The 20,526-nt window shown below is 35.5% G+C and carries 20 protein-coding genes, 1 other RNA gene and 1 pseudogene; 4 read left to right on the top strand and 18 right to left on the bottom strand.

All coding sequences use genetic code 11. The features are described 5' to 3' along the window. Window positions 1–240: 240 nt before the first annotated feature. From V7147_RS21040 to V7147_RS21010, 7 genes are all read right to left on the bottom strand, one after another. Complete coding sequence (locus V7147_RS21040; protein ID WP_335369764.1) at window positions 241–588, bottom strand: HAD family hydrolase; 348 nt, start codon at window positions 586–588, stop codon at window positions 241–243. Window positions 589–1,147: 559 nt separating this feature from the next. Beyond that, on the bottom strand, window positions 1,148–1,390 hold the full coding sequence (locus V7147_RS21035; RefSeq protein WP_335369763.1) for a hypothetical protein: 243 nt from the start codon (window positions 1,388–1,390) through the stop codon (window positions 1,148–1,150). Window positions 1,391–2,500: 1,110 nt separating this feature from the next. Beyond that, entirely contained in the window at window positions 2,501–3,481 is a 981-nt protein-coding gene (locus V7147_RS21030; RefSeq protein WP_335369762.1) for a hypothetical protein, read from the bottom strand. 16 nt (window positions 3,482–3,497) lie between these two features. Further along, window positions 3,498–3,764 carry a tyrosine-type recombinase/integrase gene (locus tag V7147_RS21025; RefSeq protein WP_335369761.1) on the bottom strand — a complete coding sequence of 89 codons (267 nt, stop codon included), beginning with the start codon at window positions 3,762–3,764 and terminating at the stop codon, window positions 3,498–3,500. A gap of 93 nt (window positions 3,765–3,857) precedes the next feature. Beyond that, window positions 3,858–5,651 carry a hypothetical protein gene (locus V7147_RS21020; protein ID WP_335369760.1) on the bottom strand — a complete coding sequence of 598 codons (1,794 nt, stop codon included), beginning with the start codon at window positions 5,649–5,651 and terminating at the stop codon, window positions 3,858–3,860. Window positions 5,652–5,887: 236 nt separating this feature from the next. Continuing rightward, window positions 5,888–6,847, bottom strand: coding sequence for a DNA/RNA non-specific endonuclease (locus tag V7147_RS21015; RefSeq protein WP_335369759.1), 960 nt, complete (start codon window positions 6,845–6,847; stop codon window positions 5,888–5,890). A gap of 385 nt (window positions 6,848–7,232) precedes the next feature. Next, the gene (locus tag V7147_RS21010; protein ID WP_335369758.1) at window positions 7,233–7,994 is read right to left on the bottom strand and encodes a hypothetical protein; all 762 of its coding nucleotides are present in this window, start codon (window positions 7,992–7,994) and stop codon (window positions 7,233–7,235) included. A gap of 420 nt (window positions 7,995–8,414) precedes the next feature. On the opposite strand from V7147_RS21010, the gene V7147_RS21005 reads away from it, so the two are divergent. Beyond that, window positions 8,415–9,044 carry a phospholipase D-like domain-containing protein gene (locus tag V7147_RS21005; protein WP_335369757.1) on the top strand — a complete coding sequence of 210 codons (630 nt, stop codon included), beginning with the start codon at window positions 8,415–8,417 and terminating at the stop codon, window positions 9,042–9,044. 264 nt (window positions 9,045–9,308) lie between these two features. Here the strand turns inward: V7147_RS21005 and ssrA are convergent. The 7 genes and pseudogenes from ssrA to V7147_RS20970 all read right to left on the bottom strand — a co-directional run bounded on the left by ssrA (window position 9,309) and on the right by V7147_RS20970 (window position 14,906). After that, window positions 9,309–9,670: a transfer-messenger RNA gene (gene ssrA / locus V7147_RS21000) on the bottom strand. Between the two features lie 281 nt (window positions 9,671–9,951). Further along, the gene (gene smpB, locus V7147_RS20995) at window positions 9,952–10,419 is read right to left on the bottom strand and encodes an SsrA-binding protein SmpB (protein ID WP_335369756.1); all 468 of its coding nucleotides are present in this window, start codon (window positions 10,417–10,419) and stop codon (window positions 9,952–9,954) included. A 67-nt stretch (window positions 10,420–10,486) separates the two neighbouring features. Next, window positions 10,487–11,284: a protein phosphatase 2C domain-containing protein gene (locus tag V7147_RS20990; RefSeq protein ID WP_335369755.1), complete on the bottom strand. Its 798-nt coding sequence runs from the start codon at window positions 11,282–11,284 to the stop codon at window positions 10,487–10,489. Continuing rightward, window positions 11,277–11,729 (bottom strand): HIT family protein, encoded by a 453-nt coding sequence (locus V7147_RS20985; RefSeq protein ID WP_335369754.1) that lies wholly within the window; start codon window positions 11,727–11,729, stop codon window positions 11,277–11,279. The genes V7147_RS20990 and V7147_RS20985 overlap by 8 nt, the downstream gene beginning before the upstream one ends. A 101-nt stretch (window positions 11,730–11,830) precedes the next feature. Further along, a pseudogene (locus V7147_RS20980) lies at window positions 11,831–12,606 on the bottom strand (formate/nitrite transporter family protein). A gap of 23 nt (window positions 12,607–12,629) precedes the next feature. Further along, window positions 12,630–13,616 (bottom strand): L-lactate dehydrogenase, encoded by a 987-nt coding sequence (locus tag V7147_RS20975; RefSeq protein WP_438824619.1) that lies wholly within the window; start codon window positions 13,614–13,616, stop codon window positions 12,630–12,632. Between the two features lie 129 nt (window positions 13,617–13,745). Then, window positions 13,746–14,906, bottom strand: coding sequence for an alpha-hydroxy-acid oxidizing protein (locus V7147_RS20970; protein WP_438824620.1), 1,161 nt, complete (start codon window positions 14,904–14,906; stop codon window positions 13,746–13,748). Window positions 14,907–15,073: 167 nt separating this feature from the next. Between V7147_RS20970 and V7147_RS20965 the strand changes: the two genes are divergently transcribed. The 3 genes from V7147_RS20965 to V7147_RS20955 all read left to right on the top strand — a co-directional run bounded on the left by V7147_RS20965 (window position 15,074) and on the right by V7147_RS20955 (window position 16,459). Further along, a complete protein-coding gene (locus tag V7147_RS20965; RefSeq protein ID WP_335369751.1) occupies window positions 15,074–15,277 on the top strand; it encodes a DUF1657 domain-containing protein in 204 nt (67 codons plus the stop codon). A gap of 209 nt (window positions 15,278–15,486) precedes the next feature. Then, window positions 15,487–16,194: a DUF421 domain-containing protein gene (locus V7147_RS20960; RefSeq protein ID WP_335369750.1), complete on the top strand. Its 708-nt coding sequence runs from the start codon at window positions 15,487–15,489 to the stop codon at window positions 16,192–16,194. Between the two features lie 73 nt (window positions 16,195–16,267). Then, complete coding sequence (locus V7147_RS20955) at window positions 16,268–16,459, top strand: DUF1657 domain-containing protein (RefSeq protein ID WP_335369749.1); 192 nt, start codon at window positions 16,268–16,270, stop codon at window positions 16,457–16,459. Window positions 16,460–16,733: 274 nt separating this feature from the next. Here V7147_RS20955 and rnr read toward each other — a convergent pair whose 3' ends face one another. The 4 genes from rnr to V7147_RS20935 all read right to left on the bottom strand — a co-directional run. After that, on the bottom strand, window positions 16,734–19,082 hold the full coding sequence (rnr, locus tag V7147_RS20950) for a ribonuclease R (protein WP_335369748.1): 2,349 nt from the start codon (window positions 19,080–19,082) through the stop codon (window positions 16,734–16,736). Between the two features lie 14 nt (window positions 19,083–19,096). Beyond that, window positions 19,097–19,837 (bottom strand): alpha/beta hydrolase, encoded by a 741-nt coding sequence (locus tag V7147_RS20945; RefSeq protein WP_335369747.1) that lies wholly within the window; start codon window positions 19,835–19,837, stop codon window positions 19,097–19,099. Between the two features lie 141 nt (window positions 19,838–19,978). Next, complete coding sequence (secG, locus tag V7147_RS20940) at window positions 19,979–20,212, bottom strand: preprotein translocase subunit SecG (protein WP_335369765.1); 234 nt, start codon at window positions 20,210–20,212, stop codon at window positions 19,979–19,981. Window positions 20,213–20,307: 95 nt separating this feature from the next. Further along, a partial coding sequence (locus V7147_RS20935) for a hypothetical protein (RefSeq protein WP_335369746.1) occupies window positions 20,308–20,526 on the bottom strand: 219 nt, incomplete at its 5' end.

Raw genomic sequence — 20,526 nt, 5'->3', positions numbered from 1 at the left:
AAATCGGCTTTCCAAGATCTAGCCTAATTTTTAAAAATAACTAAACGGACCAAAACTTTCCAAACATAGTACATTGGAGGGTTATTTGGCATACGTAAATTTAGTATAACATGAGATAATTTAAGTTTTTATTGAAAAATATTGACAAACTATTAGCTGGTTTAGCTTAATAACTTTAACAAAAAGGTGCCTTAATCCTTCTTGGATCAACGCACCCGTTACTTGAATAAATGCTCTTTGTTATTTACTCAATACTAAACGATTGAATTCTTCTACTGTTTCAAAATAATATTTCGATTCTGATTTCATCTGCTGGTTAATTTCAAGAATACCGTGTGACCAGCCAGCAGCGGCAAAATCTACATTACAACTTCTCGCCATCTCCAATCCAGGCTTTAGGTCATCCAACATTAGTGCTTCAGTTTTTTGAAGATTAAAGCGTTTTAAAATTTCCTTAATTGGATATGGATGTGGTTTTCTCTGCTGTTCAGGAAGTTCCCATCCAAAGATTGCGTCTGGCACAAATCCACAATGAATAGAATAATCTCTTTCAATTCGGTTTCTCTCAGAATGAGAAACAACCGTCACAATTCCACCTTGTTTTTTTAAATTCTTGAATTGTCTCTGCAAACAGTTCATAGAAGTCTGGAACAGTTAATTCGGTATATTTTTTCCATACTACTTGCTGATGTTTTTGCTCTTCCTCTGTGAATTTAATGATGTCTTTACATAAAGGAGAAAAACCTGGATTGAAACAGTATCTAACAAAATCTTCAAAATTAATAGGTTTATCATTTGGGCGCAAGTATTTAAGAGCCTCTACAAATGATGGATAATGTATATTCGGTGTGCTTTTTACTGCTGTATCAACGTGGTCTCAGATTAAACATTTATATTTTAAAGCCATAAATATCCCCCTATAAAATCGTAATATCCTATTCATTTATACATTACATTAGAAAATTTAGATAGCTACTTTCATTAAACTGCACCGTTAATTCAATAAATTCACCAAAAAGGTGCGTAATCCTTCTTGGATCAACGCACACTTTAACGCAACAAGGACTTATGCTTTTTAGTCGCAAAAGTCCCATTTACTACAAAATACATTGTTGAATTCGTTTTTTACTCTTTATAAGGTAATTTATTACAAGAATTTCCGTGCCTTCTCGATGTCTTCCATCGCCTTGCTTATCTTTTCGTCCGCGTCGTTTAGACGAGCTACTGCTTCATTGTTAAGTCTTAATGCTTCTTCTGCTCTCTTTTCTACATTTTTTAGGTCTGTTTTTGCTTTATCTAGGTCTTTCTTTGCAGCGTCTTTTAACGCCGTTGCCTTTGCTAGACGTTCTAGTGCGTTCGTGAGTAATTCTTTTGCCTTATTAGTGTTCATTTAAATTCACCTCTCTTTGCGTTCATATTCGGTGGATTGATTGTCCCCGTAACATATTAAATGAAACTAGTAATTCAAATGAAACTAATAATTGCCTATTTTCTAATTAAATTAAACTGCTCCGTTAGTTGAGTGCATATATTATTTATCTTACTTACCATGTTTTACATAATTTTTGTGTAATGATAATAAAACCGATTAATTTTGAAACCAAAAAACACATTACACCATCCCCAAATGAAGATGGTGTAAAAATAAAATGGCTTAACTTTTGATACAGTTGGCTAAGTAAAAATTATTGCCGTAAATAATAAATTCGTATAATATCTAAGTATTATTCCACAATCGCGTCCAATTGCGAAGATTAATTTAATTGTTACGTAGAAATTCCTTGGGAAGAAATTGTATAAATTTAAAACAAATTAACTGCATTATAATAAGCCTAGGAAACAAAGGACCTACTTTTTTTCTCCGTTAATTTCATTTTTGTGTAAAACACATAAATGATTTTTGCAATTGTTAATATTATTGCTGCTCCCCATCAGCACTTCCATTTATGTTACCCTTTGAATATAATCGTCTTAACCTAGGTGAAGATCGCTTTAAATTAACTCTAAAGCATAGGTCCTCTGTGACATATGCTTTAATTCCCTATTTTATAGGGAATCTTTTGGTTAAGGACATTTATTAAGAAACAAACTTATTTCTTTAATTGACCTTTCTTGTTCAACAAAACTGCCCTTTAGTTGAATAACTTCAATAAAAAAGTGCATTAATCCTTCTTGGATCAACGCACCCGTTGGCACAAAAAAGTTTGGTCATTTTAATATCGTACTTTTTTAAGAATTCAATTTTTTTAAGATTATTTTTATCTGCTCGGTAACTATCCTTAGATGAAGACTCGTAAACAGATAGATATTGCTTAGGAGTTAGTAAATAATATTTTACTTCTCCCTGTTGATGTAACTCTAAATCTTCTAATTGTACTCCAGCGAAATCTGGTAACGTGTCAATATCCAATAAGGTCAATAACCATCGTTACAATCCCTATGATTTTCAACCACTCACTGTTTTGTCTGCTTATAACCAAAAGGTCACCTCATCTCTGTACTACTTTTCTTTCGTAAAACGAGGTTCAAATAAGGCTACAACTGTATCTCCATTATTATCCGATTGAAAAGCTATAATAAATTCCTCTTTAATTTCCTTAATATCAACCTTAACGTTTATTGGCTCTGAGCCACTATTAACTGTATATGTATCTAGAATCTTACCATCACCTACAAAATTCAATGTAATCATTGAACTATTAGGGTTGGTAGCATCTGGTCTATCAGCTAGTGATAACACTCCTTCAAAATAGTCCATTTCCTCTACCTTACTAAACCAAAAGGCATCTGGTTCTAAAGAGAAATCCAAGGTTGGAACCTTCTCGCTACTATCTATCTCTTTTCCTAGATAAACCCAAAACGTATTCAAATACGATTTTCCATTCAAATCTGTAATCTTCGGATCTTCCTCAGAGTTTACGAAATTATAATGTATGGGTTCATAAGGTAAAGTTTCCTGTGTAATAATATCAATATCCATCTTTCTAACAATATGTTCTTTGCTAGAGTAGTTTTCTTCACCAACAACCTTCATGTTAATACCCACTCCGGCATAATAACCAGCTCTTACAAGAGTAACCAAAGCACATATAGTTAATAAAAGCATTATTGAAACTAAAATAATTTCACTCTTAACCCAACCCAATTTTGATGAAATTCCCAACAATGCTAGAGTTATAACAAAAAGTATGATAGCTCTCAAAAATGGATGTTCAACAAAAATCCCATGAACAACGTCAAACGTAGCAGGGTAGAATATAACTTTTACAATGGTGAAGTCGTACATAAAGTGAAAGAACATCTTGACCTTAGATATGACCCAATATCCTGCACCGAAAATTAAAGCTATAACGAATAATCCTAAAAAAGCAACAAAACTATAAAACAAAAAAAGGAATAGTCTCCCTAAAAAACTACCCTCCATCTTATAATTACGATAGAGTTGAGCGCCTAACAATATTTCGTTTAATCCAATTTTCATACCGTTACTCCTTACTTTATTTAACAGTTTCTTTAATCTTTCTACGTTTACTCATTGCATCTGCAGCACATTTCGCCTTGGCTTGAGTAGAATGAACATATAGCATAATAGTTGTGGTAGACGTATGACCTAATTGCTTCATAACAATGGTAAGATCATTCGATATTTCTAATAAGTTCGTAGCGTATGTATGTCTCAATTTATGTGGTGATAAAGACACATTATCATTAAAGACTTTTCTTATGCTGCATATGCTGTCTTGAATTTGACAAAATAGGTTCACTCCTAGTGTCGAATATTGTCATTTCGTGTATAATACATTTTTTATGTGTAATATTAAATTATTTAAAAGTCTTTCTCTAGTAAATAAAATGCTTTAACGCTCTTCAATAAGTTTTCTGTAAAGATAATTTATTGGCAACTTATTATAAAATTTCTGTTTTTCGGTACCTAATTGTTTGTAGTACAATTGCGCTTCATGCCTACTTTCAAGTAATACGCTTGTGCAGTATTGTAATTCTGTATTAGTGGAGTCTGACTGCTTTAGTTTAATTAATTTTTCTATATATTTTTCATTAATAAATCCTTGAAGTCTATAATTTATCTGAGACTTATTAATAAAATAGATACTTTCATCTAAATTGTGCCCCTTATAAAAATCATAAATATGATTTACTAAATGCAAGAGATTAGTATTATCCGAAAGGTCAAAGGCGTTAATACACATTAGACAAAAGTTATTAGTAAAATTAGCGGTTATATCGTTAAAAAATGGGTCAAAACTATTAAATGATCTATTGATAATATCAAGGTTAACATTAACTCCATGTGCTAATGCAAGGTCAGTAAGCATTGTATAAGGACTGTGTGGGAATGTATCCCCACCTACACTTAAACGTGTATCATTTTTTAATAACTCTTCTGAAAAAGCATTAATAAGACGTTTATCCGATTTAGGATTGTAGAAAAATACTAGATGCAAACTACCAATTCTAAAAAGAGTAAAACATGCTTGCTCAGGATTTTTAATTTTTAATTTGCTATAATCCTTATCTAAATACATTCTTACAAATGAGGTGATTTGATCTATTATCAAATCAAGGTCACCGGGTCTATTATCTATAGTAATATCATCAGATACGTTAAGGCCTTCAAAAATAATTTTTAGCTTTTGAAATGTGGAAAGCAATTCTTGAAAAGTTTTAATAGTATCCTCTTTATTATTAAGATTTATATTTTCTAGTTTTAAAGAAATTTGCTTAAATTTCATTGATGAACTTATTAAGAAATCTAATACAAAAGGTAATATCTTTAATTGTGAAGCCAAGGAATTTAACTTAATGAGTTTAAAATTAAATTTTGTTTGTTTTTCACTAATAACTAATTCAAGAGAATCTTCAATTAAAATTATTGTCCTATTTTCTTCTTTAGTAACCTTGATACTAAAGTTATATTCATTTCCATTTGAATATACGGTATCATTAATATCTGTTGTGACCGATTGTATCCGCCCCTGATTTAATGGGATACTCAATATTTCTTTTATCCCGTACACTGTAAAATCATGCTCAAAAATATTACTTGTTTCGTTTTTGTTAGGGTTGAAAGTTAGACTAGTCAATTCAAAAGAATCAAACTCATCATTTTTAAAAGGATTACGTTCTATAAGAATAGAAGGTTGTTTCTTAGACTCACGAATAAATTTCCTGCAAACAGTATCTAAAGTGGTTTCACTAAGGGGACGAAGTTCAACCACTCTTTGTTTCTGTCCTTTTCTCTCTCCGTATACTTTTAATATTTCTCGGAGTTCATTAGGCAGTAATTGTTTATAGAAAATTTTAGTATCCCCATTTTTTTTAATTTCAACGACGAGAAGAACAACTCCTTGGCTGTCATAATAATTTTTAAAATGCCCTAAGCCCATGGAGAATGTACGAGTACCATTAGTAAATTCCGTTACTTGAGTTCCTTTTACTTGAACTGGAACCTTCCCAATTAAAGAACTTACCGATTCAGAATGATCTTTATACACCTCAATATCACCATCAAAAGAAATTCCTTTATCTCCTACTGGAATGTTTGCAACTAATTGAGCAGATGGACGGTTTGCTTCATAATTGATAGCATCCACAGCAATTCTTTCTAGTTTTCTTTTAGATAAACTTGGCATTTAAAATCTCCTTATCCTTATTAATTAATAGAATAAAAGTGAACTTATCATCTACACATAAATCGGTTTCTTTTGAGCTATTGGCTAAGCTATTAAATCCTGCTATATAAACGATAGATACTATCTACCTTATTCTTATCTTCAATCAATTCAACTGTCCCTTGCCGCACCATATCATCTATCTAACGAGGAAAATGTTCTTTCGTTCTTTTATTTTGCCTCAAAGTTCTAGGAGCTTACTCACCTACCATACCGTCACCATCACGATCATCCATGTATTTGTATAACCAATGGTCAGACGTTATGGGCATACTAAAACCTGCATCTTTCGCTTCTTTAATCGTTACCTTCCCATTACCGTTTGTATCAACACGTGAAAGATCACCGTCTTCGTTTGAGCTAGTTGAATTCGTGTTTGAATTTGTTGAATTGGAAGACTTGCTACCTGTTAAACCCAGTGATTCGTTTACCTTATCAGGGTTAACGTTATCAAATTTATCAACGACCTTGTTGCCCTTTATTGTATAGGTGTATTGATAACTTGAGGGAATTTGAGTTTTCGTATTCGGATATGTGATAATCGCTTCAAAATTAGTAACTCCGCCTGCATCCCGAATGACCCTCTCCATATAGGCTTGATCCCCATGTCGGTTGAGCGTACTATCTTGTGGGGTAATATTATAAGCATTCGATACCCCTCCGAGAGAATCAGCAATGATATGTCCTTCATCTAAAACGTCACTTTCGACACCAGGAACCTTTGCCTCATCGTGATAGTATCTGCCAGACGATGTTACAGGCTCGTTATTGTCATCTTGTAGAATGATTTCTTCAGCAATGACACGTACTAGTTGCCCGTATTCATTAGTAAATGCCCAATATTCACGGTCCCCAAAACCGATGTCAACGACAACGTTAGGTTCACGATATCCAGACAAATCACCACCATCAACTTCAATAAGTTTGTATCCTGAGAACAGTTCATTATTTAGTTGGGTTGGTGTTTCCTCTACTACTGGTTCATCAACAACCGTAGTGATAGTTTCTTCTTTTTCACTATTTTTATTTGTTTTAACTGTGGTTACTTCTTGTGGATCTGTTTCTATATCTGTAATGGATGCATCTTTATAGTTGGTACAACCAACTATAAAGATGGACGTTAAAAGTAAGATTAAATAGTTCATTTTCTTTTTCATTTTAAGACTCTCCTATAATTATTCGAGTTGTAATTTGAAACTGTACAAGCCTTTATTGAAATTTAATACTGCATACTTTGAACAAAGTATCTACTGAAATAAAGTTAATCTTGGAATGTACTATTATCAATAGGGCAGCTAATCTACGAAATCCATCGATTACATTTAGTTCTTTTTCCATAATTATGGGTGGTATACCCTCTTTATTTTGTAGGATTTCATCAACAGCATTTTCGTTCTACCTTGTTTAAAAATATTACTTCATAATTACTAAAACATTTATCCAATTCTAAATTACAAATATAAACATTTACCTTTAACAGAGCCTATTAATAAAAAAGACTGTCCATGGACAGTCCAGCTCTTGAATACAAAGGAATATTCATCAATAACCTATAACAGTAGTATTAACCTCATTGATAATCTCATTAGATATTGTGTTTATAGGTAACAAATAGACTTTATTTAAACGAGGATTATATATCCCTAAATTCTCAATTTTTTTGAATTCTGAATGGTTCGAATGAACACCCATTAAATAATATATGAGTAACTGTAAAGTGTGCTTGTTAGTCGGTGCTGATTTTAAAACTTTAAAATCCCACAAGGTATTTTCTGTCAAAAAATCACCATCACCAGTATTAATAGTAGACGTATATCCACCTTCAAAAGTAAAACCATCTTTTACAATAGGCCCATAGAGTTTGAGAAAATTCAATCCTCTATTCACCATAATTCTTATATTTGAAATAGTTTCCTTATCAGTATTAATAAGTTCTACTGGTTTATACCCCATCACTCCTGCTCGATGGGCTACATCAAAACCCACCATTTTACATGCACTTTCAATTGAAGTATCATCTAAGCCCTCTATATCGAGTAATAGGTCATCTGCTAAGAAAGGCTTTTTAACATTAAATGCTCCCTTTAATGAAACTCGAAACACTTCTTTTTTGGGTGTACCATTTAAAAATCTTGTTAAATAATCCACTGCTGTTCCTACTAAGCTACCATTGATATTTTCATTTTCGTTTAAAGTATAATCATCTGATAAATCTGTAACAACAAAATCTTTCGGTTTTATATAGCCACCTCTTGGTTGTTTAACCTGGGAAATTCTCCGAGTAACTGATACCAAAAAAAGCACCCTCTTTTTTGTTATATTAATAGTTTTAATCTTAACTGCTAATTTGATTTGTTACTTCATTGCCTTGCCAATTATGGTATTAATATCCTATAACTATTGTCTTATAAATCTTTCAAATAGGCAAATTATGTTTTTTCAGAAAATCTGTCGCTGTTTAAATATAGTTTCTTAATATTTTTACGATTTTGCGGCCGCAAATTTAATTGATTTAAGGATTCGTAGCCAGCCGAATCTTAAATAATCTGCATAAAAACAAAATACTTTTACTGTATCAATACACTATAAATTGGTTAATTGTACGGAAATTACGTCTTATCTCTTATTATTATCCTACTTATTTATCGGAACAAGATTAAGGAAAAGTAAATCAACTTAAAAGTAATTGGACAATTTATGTAAATCATACTATTACATAAGAGATTGTACATCTTAGATAAAGGAGGAATAGTTATTAATACGGTTTTATTGATAAGTTCCGCTGTTATACTAACAGGTACTATTGCTACAGCAGCTTATTTATATTATAAAGACAATGGGCAGATAAACAATGATAATTTAGATAATAAAACTGTTTCAAATCTAAGGTACTTTTTTTCAAAATCTAGTTCGTCCCCTCAAAAAGAATTAATAAAGGTAATTAAAGACGCATGTGAAACAATTGATGTAGCGGTATATTATATTAGTGAAAGGAACATCGTGACTCACCTTTGTAGTGCAACCAATAGAGGTGTAAAAGTAAGAATTATCACAGACAAAGACGATTCATATCAAGAAACTGCTTTACAACAACTATTAGATGCAGGGATACCAGTTAAAATTAATACGTATGAAGGAAAAATGCATTTAAAAAATATGATAATTGATAAAGAAATTATTACTAGTGGTTCTTATAATTTTACTTATAGTGCGGAAAAGAAAAATGAAGAAGTGGTAATTATTTCAAAGGATAAAAAAGTTGCTAAGGAATGGTCAGTTAAATTTAATGAAATGTGGAATGATACCATCAACTATATTCCTTATAAGCCAAAGGTAAATAAGAAATTCGCCTAATAATGAAGCAGCTAATACTTGGTAAATTAAATTTCAAAGGAAGTAGTTCAAATAGTTTAGAATCGATGTCTTTAATTAACATTAAATATGATTGTTTAGATAATTAATATTTAAAATAAAAAGAACTGTAGAAGGTTAGTTTCTACAGTTCTTACAAATTTGAAGCATATGTTTGCCGAAAGTTTATTGAAGCATAACCTTGCCAAAACGGCAAACTTATGGTTCAAGTCACAATTTCGTATTAAACCACCAAGTATATGTATTTGGTGGAGACGGTGGGAGTTGAACCCACGTCCAAAGATATTGGCACTTAAGCTTCTACGAGTGTAGTCGATATATTGGCGCTTCGCTAACTTTTCAGCCTATCGACAGGCTTCCAAGCAGCTAGTCTGGTTGTTCTCTTCCTTTGTCCTCAGACGGCGAACTCCGGCGTAGCCCACTTAAAGTGAGTCCCTGACCCTACCACATGGGCGATGGAGGGAGGAACCGCTATAGACTGTTATTAAGCAGCTAAAGCGAAGTTGTTGTTTTCTTTGCCAGTTATAGGCGTTGACGTTTTAACGAGGCCGATCCCCTCGACTCGCAACTTAAGCTCAAACTACCCCTGTCGAATCCGTAGCGTCCCCATATGTCGAATGATAAGCGGCGAATCTCTGCGTAAGCTCGCTCGTTCGAATCCTCACGTATGTATAAATACGCTCCGGTTCTCACTCACTTCGCTTCCTTAACCTTCTTGCTTCTAATTCGCCATCCATTCTAAAAGATAATGATGAATTTAATCACCAGTTATCTGGGTGTTTCGGATGAAGTGTTTTTGCTTTCGTTGACTATTCAATTGTCAACTACATGTCTTATTATAGCACATGTAATTACAATTTCAATTGTAATTTATTGTAAGTTTTACCATTTACATCTTCTGTGTTTCACGGAAGGCACGTTCGATATCACGTTTTGCTTCCTTTTTCTTGAGGTCTTCACGTTTATCATACTTTTTCTTCCCTTTACCAAGACCCAATAAAAGCTTGGCATAGCCATTTTTCAAATAGATCTTGATTGGCACAAGTGCGTAGCCTTCTTCTTTTGTTAAACCAATTAGCTTGTTGATTTCTTTTTTATGAAGAAGTAGCTTGCGTGTACGAAGTGGATCATGATTGTATCGGTTACCTTGCTCATAAGGGCTAATATGCAGGTTATAAAGAAACATTTCACCGTTATGAACACGTGCATATGAATCCTTTAGGTTTGCACGGCCATTGCGAAGGGATTTGATTTCAGTCCCTTGAAGCACGATTCCAGTTTCATATGTTTCTTCGATAAAATAATCATGATTTGCTTTTTTGTTTTGTGCAATTACCTTGCCTACACCTTTTGGCATATTGATTTCCCCCTTAAGACGGTACCTCTTATTTTAGCAAAAATTGGACAACATCACAAGGAAAGGCTTATTGATTACAAGGCAAGCTTGCATCTTGATCACTCTTTACAAACCAAGAAATGATGGTTGTACTGTCTCTTACGTTAAGTGATTGAATTGTCTTTAACAATGATTCAACGGCGTATTCATTTGAACCTTTTAAAAATACGTTTTGAATTTTTTCAGGGTGATCAAAAGGTAAACCAGGACATTCTAATAAACCATCTGTTGTTAAAAATAAATGATTCAGTCCTTTTCTAAGTTCTTTCCGTCCCGTGCTGTAACATGGGACAGGTAATTCAAAGGTGTTAACCTGGCCAATCCACTCAAAAAAATGGCGTTGATTCACTTGATATTGTCCGAGTTTTGCTAGTTCGGGATGGAACAAGTACAAAATACAATCGCCGACTGATAACCACCACATGAATTTATCTTTTCTTAGGACAATGAGGCAAGAAGTTGATCCATTAACTTTCCTGCATGAATCTAAGAATTCTGGATTCTGAAAAATTTTAAGGATCGTCTCTTCTATATTCGTAAAGGATCCTTTCGGTGACCCTGCAAACAATGATTTAATTGTGCCTTTTCGCTTCACGAACTCCTGTAAAATCAATTCCGCACTTTCAGCGGTGTGGTGGGCATCCAAAAGAATTACGAACTCCCAATCTTCCTGTTCATTTTGCCAGACAAGACAGCCGTCCTCATTTTTCGATTGACCTGCTGCAGTATTTCCGCCAAACCGACCTATCATTATGTTCCCTTGTTTTTGAACAGATAATGTATCAATGAAATGATTCTGTGAACCAACCCAATGATAATCATTCATTGTTGGTTTTCTCCAAGGCAGCTTTTAGTCTTTTACACACGTGAACAATCTGTTCATTATTCCCCATTGGTGCTTCTGGCCAATCATATACAGCACCTGGACCCCAATACTCTTTTGGTGTGTTCGGATAACGTGGTACGATATGCATGTGAAGATGAGGAACTGCATCTCCTGAGACGAAAGAATAAATATGTTCTGCTTTTTCCGATTCTTTTAAGGCTTTACTTACCCTTGCCATAATGATACCAAATGCCTTCGCTTCCTCCATTGTCATATCTGCGAGACCCTGCGCATGTCTTTTAAGATCAATCATGATATGCCCTAAATAACTGTCTTCGGCATTATGATCAATGTGTCCTACGAATACATACTCGTCTTCATATATCGTTTCCCCTGCTGTTTGAATCAAACCGTTATGTTTTCTACAAATAAAACAATCCTCCATCCCAATTTCCCCCTTTTAATTTACACAAGTATAATCGATTCAGTTTGGAATTGGAATATTTTTCATAAAAAAGATCCAGAGCACCCTCTGGATCTTCAATTTCACCCCATATTCGCTTTATTCGCGTAGAAATACATCCATGCCATAAATCCACCGCCACCAATTAAGTTTCCAATCGTGACTGGGATTAAATTATGGATAATACCATTTACAGTGACAGAGTCAGGATGATGCATCACATACGAGATAGCAAATGTACACATATTGGCTATGCTGTGTTCATAGCCAGAGATGAAAAAGCAAAATACCAATAACATCATAATAATATTTTTGGTCCGTCTCCTCGCATTCCCATTGGCAGGAAAAAAGCGAGACACACGAGCCAGTTACAGAGAATACCTCGAAAAAACAGTTCAGAAGTGGAGAGTTGCGTTTTATTTTTTGCAACCGTTAGCAGTAATTCATTCACTAATTCTCCTTCAAACAACCCAGTCATGAAAATTAAAAATGCAAAGAAAATAGCTCCAATTACATTGCCAACGTAACTATAGAGCCACATTTGGCTGACTATGTTCCACTTCATTTTCTTTCGTAGAGCGGCATATGTGTAATAAAAAGTATCTCCAGTAAATAAATCTCCCCCACCATAAGCAATAAGGATAATGGCTGCACCAAATGTGATAGCAGCAATCGGAAAAGCAACAGGTGATTGTTGCTCAAAAAAGAAATTGCCTGTTCGAAAGGCAACGATTACCCCGAACCCTATAAACATACTGGCTAATACGGCTCGTAAAAAGTAGATTAATTTGCTATTTTTAAATGTATCACGACGAGACAGGGCAAGTTTTTCAATATCTGATAGTGGTTTGGCTTCCATACATTTTCACCACGCTAACGGAGTTAACTTTTCGGTTTCACCTCATCAAAAAATGGGGCAAGAATTGTTTTCAACACATTTGCACTATTTTCAAACTTTTGTTGTTCCTCTTCGTTTAACTCCAGTTCCATTATTTCGCGGATCCCATTTCGATTTATGACACATGGCACCCCGATATACACATTTTCTTGTCCATAATGACCATCCATATGAGCGGAAACCGTTAACACCGCATTTTCATTCGAGAAGATGGCTTTGGTGATTCGTGCCAATCCCATCGCAATTCCGTAATAAGTTGCTCCTTTACTTTTAATAATTTCGTAAGCAGCATCCCGTACCCGAATAAAGATGTCGTCTAAATCTTCTTTTTTATACTTCTCATTTCTTTCCATATATTTTATTATCGGCAGTGCTCCTATGTATGCTGAGCTATAGACTGGTAATTCACTGTCACCATGTTCCCCAATAATATAAGCATGTATATTTTTAGGAGCAACATTAAAATAATCACCCAATAAGTATCGAAAACGTGCAGTATCTAAAATCGTTCCAGAACCTATTACACGTTCCTTTGGTAGACCGCTATATTTCCATGTTGCGTATGTTAAAATATCAACTGGATTCGTGGCGACTAGAAAGATTCCATCGAATCCACTTGCCATCACGTTTTCCACGATTTCTTTAAATATTTTTAGGTTTTTTTCTACCAGGTCAAGTCTTGTTTCTCCCGGTTTTTGATTAGCCCCCGCACAAATGACAACTAGATCCACATTTCTACAATCATCATAAGTTCCGAATTTTATAAGTGTAGGATTTCCTGTAAAAGCTTTTCCATGGTTAAGATCCAGTACATCCCCTTTTGCTTTATCCTCATTTACATCAATCATGATTAATTCATTGACAATCCCCTGATTCATTAAAGCAAACGCATAACTGGAACCAACCAAACCAGTCCCAATCAGAGCCACACGACTTACACGATCCCCAATATTCATACTCATCTTTTTCATCCTCCGAAAATCAATAAGACAACAATTTGTATTTGTTCCTGAAAATAAACAATTCGAGAAAATGAGTTCTCGAATAACGTTTTTTTCCATAAAAAAGAGCTCTTGAGTAACTCAATAAGTATCTATTATTTACACCTTAACCACTAGGGACTGTTCTATTTCTGATATTGATTTCCTTCCACATATAGCCATCTGTAGCTCTGTTTCAGCAATGAGGTTTTCCATGACAGCTTTGACCCCTGTTTCTCCTGCTACTGCAAGACCATAAATATATGGACGTCCAATAAGTACAGCTGACGCTCCTAATGCCAATGCCTTGATGATATCAGCCCCCCTACGAATTCCACTGTCCATCAGAACGGGAACTTTATGTTCCACCGCTTCGCAAACAGAAGGAAGTGCCTCTAATGTAGCTATTGCACCATCAAGTTGCCGTCCACCGTGGTTTGATACGATAATCCCATCTGCTCCGTGTTCCACTGCTAAAACGGCATCGTCTGGATGGGTGAGTCCTTTTAACAAGACAGGTAGTTCGGTCTCCTTTTTAATAAATTCGAGATCTTTCCAAGAAAAACATGCATTGTTTCCTTCATCTAATGCTTTTTTGCACGCGGCCTTTAAATTTTGTTCTGGTGGTTCATCAAGCATTGAGAGGAAAACAGGATCGGTAAAGTAATTTCCCATCCCTTTCCCCGTTAAAAATGGCAGGAAAGAATTTCGAAGGTCTGTTTCTCTCCAACCTAAAAGAGTTGAATCAATCGTCACAACAATAGCAGAAAATCCCGCTTTTTCAGCTCTTTTTAAAAAACTTTTAGTTAATTCTTCATTCTTTGGGGGATAAAGCTGAAACCATCTTGGAGCATCGCCCATTACTTCTGCAATTTTTTCCATTGGAGTTGTCGAAACATTACTTAAAATATACGGAATTCCTAATGAAGCTGCTGCTTTTGCTGGAGGAACCTCCGCATCAGCATGAACAATGGAGTTCACTCCAATCGGCGCAAATAAAAAAGGAACAGGGTATTTACTGCCAAATAATGAGATATCCAAATTTCGCTTGGAAATATCTCGACAAATTCTCGGACGAATTCGATACTGTTTAAAGGCATCTACATTCGCCTTCATCGTGTCACCTGCACCAGCAGCGCCGTTCACATAACCAAAAGGGCCAGCGGCTAATTTTTCTTTTGCTCTTTCTTCCCACTCAGTATAGGAAACCGGTAAAACCGTGGCTCCACTATCTGCACTTTCATAAAAACCCATTTGTATTTTTTCACAGTCTTTCAAAATAATCACCCTAATTTTAAGTTAATTGATACCGAAAATCATTTAGTTGATCCCACAATTTTTTATTCATTTATATGCTAATTTTAAATTCCCCTGTATTTCCTTAAAAATTCACAGGAATTTTTTTAGTATTAATGAGCAACTTAAATGATGGAAAGGGGTGAAGATAAATGACCGTTCAAACACAAATGCAAACTGCTATTGCTTCAGCGCAAAGTGTAGAGGCAAGCTTGACACAATTTGCTTTAGAAACACAGAACCAACAAGCGAAGCAAACATTTCAACAACTAGCACAGCAACAAAAAAACATTGTCACGCAATTGGAAGGTCGTTATCAGCAGATCATACAGGAAGAACCACAATTTAATCAATGACAATATTCATCATTCGGTTTTTAACCCAAGATAAGACATTTCTTGGGTTATTATTTCTATCCAAAAATAAATAAATGGGTTTGATTGTTATTTCCAAACCCAGCTTTCTTAAAAATGCTAAAATCATTATTCCATACATTGACCTGCATCATCGTAATCAGGCCAAAAAGTGGAATTAAAGAAAATATGAAAAGAAAGGGGTTTTATAAATGGAGTTGGAATTTTGGTCTGGAGCAAAAGATTTACCCGTTTGGGGCTTTTTAATACGTGCATTTATTGTCTATCTCTACATATTTATCGTTATTAAAGTACTTGGTCAACGCTCGATTGGAACGATTAATCCCTTAGATTTTTTATTTGGAGTCATCATCGGTGATATCATTGGTAACCCCCTATCTTCGGGAGAAATCCCTTTAGCTGGACCGCTTGCCGCCGCAACTTTAATTACTGCATTACACTTAGGGTTATCTTATATTGCCCTAAAAACGCCACGTTTTCGTCGCATTATAGAGGATGAACCGCTGATTCTCATTAAAAATGGTCAAATACTGAAAAAGCAATTACGAAAGACAAAATTAACAGTTGAATCTTTACTTATGGATGTCAGGTTGAGAGGTACTTCAGATTTAAATCAGATTGATTATGCTGTATTGGAATCAAACGGGCAGATAAGTGTAATTAGAAAAAGTAATGAGGATATGTTAACACCTAAGGGTTTAAATTTACCCCCACAACCTCCAAAAGGCTATCCTAGTGTCTTGATTTTAGATGGAAAGGTGGTTCATAAAAATTTAGAAAAAGTAGGAACAATAAGCTGGTTGAAGGAGAAAATAGCCGAATTAGGCTTTAAAAATATTGATGATATCTTCCTACTAACTATAGATGAAGGTGGACAATTTTATTATAGTAAAATGTGAGTCTCCTTTTTCTTTTTCTCGTTTTTACATGGAATTTACTACTATGTTAATTGATAGAAATGGGTGAGTTCGGATGACTGTACAAACACAAATGCAAAGAACAATAGCTTCAGCTCAAAGTGTAGAGGCAAGTTTAATGCAATTTTCTATAGAAACCCAGAATCAACAAGCAAAACAAATGTTTAAGCAATTAGCGCAACAGCAGAAAAATATCATTAATTTACTTGAAGGTCGCTATCACCAAATTTTAGAAGAGGAGCCGTAATTCGTTCGTGAAATCTCGAAATATCGTGTTTCTAATAAAGGTTTCACAAAAAAATTGTATGATCAACATTGTCAACTCCGCTTAATTACTTCCCAAGTGTACATTAATCACTTGGGACTTCTTCTTTCGCTTCACAATAAGGACAGACTCCACTTCCACCTTCATTAATTCAAGTGAGAACTCTTCTACCCTTAGTAAGATTCTACCTAATAGTTATCTAATAATTTCCAGGTAATCAGAAAAAAAGCACCCCACATTAGTGGAGCACTCTCGATTATCTTTTCTTCTTCTGCTTTTTACTTTTCTGTGGTGGTACATTATCAAATTTCTTCTTTTTCTTACGTGGCTTTCGTGTAGACCATTCACCTTCGTTATTACGATCTTGCTTCTTTTTATCATTATTATCATTTGTTTTGTGACGGTTACTTCTTTTTTCGGACCTGATGATTTGAGGCTTATCCTTAGAGAGCTGCCTGCGGCTGCCTTTCATACCAACAACCTCAAAATCAACTGAGCGCTCATCCTTATTTACGCTAATAACACGAACCGTAATTTCGTCTCCGATTCGGAATATATTCCCTGTACGTTCGCCAATCATTGCGTAGCTTCTTTCATCATAGCGATAATAATCATCCGTGAGGTAACTGACGTGAACAAGTCCTTCAATTGTATTCGGAAGTTCAACGAACATTCCGAAGTTTGTAACAGAACTAATGATGCCATCGTATTCCTCTCCGATTTTATCCATCATGTACTCGGCTTTTTTCATGCTATCTGTTTCACGCTCAGCTTCTACAGCGCGTCGTTCCATATTGGAGGAATGCTCGGCGATTTCAGGTAATCGATCCTTCCATTTATCCTGAGTCGGATTATCGAGCTTTCCTTGGATTAAATAGGTTCGGATTAAGCGATGCACGATTAAATCAGGGTAACGTCGAATTGGTGAAGTGAAATGTGTGTAAAAATCAGTTGATAGACCAAAATGTCCGACACTTTCCGGATCATATTTCGCTTGCTTCATTGAACGTAGCATGACGGTCGATACAACCATTTCTTCTGGCTTTCCTTGAACTGCTTCGATCACTTCCTGCAACGCACGTGGATGAATCGAATTTCCGGCTCCCCTAACAAGATAGCCGAAGTTCGTAATGAATTCTAAAAATCGTCTTAGCTTTTCTTCATTTGGATCCTCGTGAATCCGGTAAATAAACGGCACATTCATCCAATGGAAATGCTCAGCTACTGTTTCGTTTGCTAGCAGCATGAACTCTTCAATTAAACGTTCACCAACTGAGCGCTCTCTTAAAACGACATCATATGGTGCACCTTCATCATCGACAAGCACCTTTGCCTCTTTAAAATCAAAGTCGATCGCGCCACGCTTCATTCGTTTTTCACGAAGGATCGCTGCAAGTCTTTCCATGTCTTCAAACATTGGTACAAGTGGCTCGTAACGTGAACGTAACTCTTCATCTTTATCGACAAGAATACTGTTTACATCAGAATACGTCATTCTTTCTGTTGTTTTTATGACACTTTGAAAAATATCATGCTTAACAACAGCACCGTTCCCGTCAACTTCCATCTCACATGACAATGTTAATCGGTCAACCTTAGGATTTAAAGAACATATTCCATTAGAAAGACGGTGTGGAATCATCGGAATCACCCGATCCACAAGATAAATACTTGTTCCACGGTCACTTGCTTCCTTATCAATAGGTGAACCTTCTGTAACATAATGAGTTACGTCCGCAATATGTACTCCAAGTTTGTAATTGCCATTTTCAAGCTTTGTTACTGTTACTGCATCATCCAAGTCTTTTGCATCCGCACCGTCAATTGTCACGATTACTTCATTTCGTAAATCGCGTCGATCCTCAAGATCCCTTGGATCGATGGAATCAGGCGTCTTATTCGCCTGCCCCAATACATCACCCGGAAACTCCTCTGGAAGTCCATGCTTATGAATGACAGAAAGAATATCAATTCCAGGATCATTTTTGTGACCCAAAATTTGAACAACTTCCCCTTCTGCACTCATCCGACCTTCCGGATACGTTACAAGCTTGACGACAACCTTATGTCCTTCAATTGCACCATTCGATGCTTGTTTTGGAATAAAAATATCATTGACGATTTTTTTATCATCTGGAATAACGAAGCCAAAACTTTTGCTTTCGGTATATGTACCTACAATTGTTTTTATACCATGTTCAATAATTCGAACAACTGTACCTTCCTTGCGTTGACCGGAAGATTCTGAGTTAATCCGAACAAGCACGGTATCCCCATGCATAGCATTTTTTAATTCAGTTGGCGGAATAAATACATCGTCCATTGTTTTATCTTCCGGCACGACAAATGCAAATCCCTTTGCATGCCCCGTTACCGTTCCGCGGATAAGGTTCATTTTTTCAGGAAGACCGTATCGATTACTACGTGTTCGAACGACTAATCCCTGTTCTTCCATCACCACAAGGGCTTTGACAAAATCCTTAAAATCCTCCGATCCTGAGATTCCAAAGGCGGCCTCAAGTTCTTGGACAGTTAAGGGTTTGTATGCTTCTTCCTTCATAAAGTCTAATAATGTTTTAATATGTTTTTGGATTTCCTGTTCCATAATAGTCCCTCCCGTTACCAATCTAACTGCTCTAAAAATGCATACACATCCTCATGCAGCTGGTCACGTTCTTTGTCTAGGGTAATGACATGTCCTGATTCCTCATACCATTTGATCTTTTTAAAATCATTTTCAACCGCTTCATAAATAATATTCGCACTATCTGGATTTATCATCTTGTCATGACGTGCTTGTGCAACAAAAGTCGGGGAATAAATCATATCGACATTGTCACGTACTTCCGCGATTAGGTTCTGCAGCGCTTTTAATGTGTTCATCGGGGTTTTCTTGAAATCTTCAATTTCCTTGTCGATTTGCTCAGGTGATTTCCCCTCAAATCGTTTATATTCCCGTGCAAACTCAACAACGCCCTCATACATAACTTCTTCGCTCTTGAGATACATAGGCGCACACATTGTCACAATCCCTTTTATAGGTACAGTGTAACCCAATTTCAGGGAAAATACCCCACCAAGTGACAATCCGGCTACTGCAATTTCATCGTATCCTTTGTCTTTTAAAAGCTGATAGGCATCCATTACGTCTTCCCACCAATCTTCAGGACCAGTATGGACCAATTCTTCAGGCGGTACGCCGTGACCTTTGAAAATCGGTGCATAACAGGTGTAGCCTTTTTTCTCAAGGAATCTCCCCAGCATCCGAACGTCTGCTGAATTCCCAGTAAATCCATGTAATAATAAAACTGCTTTTTCCCCACCCTCAAATAAGAAAGGTTGAGGTAATTTGATCTTCATTATGTAAAAACTCCTTTATGATAACTTATGTTATGATATTTTGCGCATTTTTTCTGTATTCTACTATCGTACCGGAAAGTGTGTTTTAAGCGCAATAAAAAAGGTTAGACATCACCTGTCTAACCCACTTTTTGAAAAATTTTATAATTCAAAGTAAGATACTGCAATTGTAAGAACAAAGAATAATACCGCTAATACGACTGTAATACGTTGTAAAACTGCGTCAAGGCCACGAGCTTTTTGCTTTCCGAATAACTGCTCGGCACCACCAGAGATAGCCCCTGATAAACCTGCGCTTTTACCGGATTGTAATAAAACAACTACAATCAAGCCTACACATACGATTACTAATAATGTAACAAGAATTCCATGCAACATATAAAACGACACCTCCTGAACAAGAACGCATATGACGTTAAGATTAATGTACCATAAAATTACACTGTGGACAATACTGCATTTTCTGACATTCACAACTGTTGGTCAAACTCCATATTACGGGTGGTTAAGACAATTTGACTCGGGGTGAGCCAAAAAGACCATTCACAAAATGCAGAATATGGGTTTGTCCGATATATTATGATTTTAGTCCGATATAATTCTACCCCTGTCCGATATCCCGCCAATGAACATGCACCTGTCAAATAGACACTCTTAAAAACAACCATTAAGCCGATTTTAATCGATAT

Source organism: Bacillus sp. JJ1521, from assembly GCF_036965165.1.
Lineage (GTDB): Bacteria > Bacillota > Bacilli > Bacillales > Bacillaceae_L > Ferdinandcohnia.
This window is presented reverse-complemented; position numbering and strand designations above follow the sequence as displayed.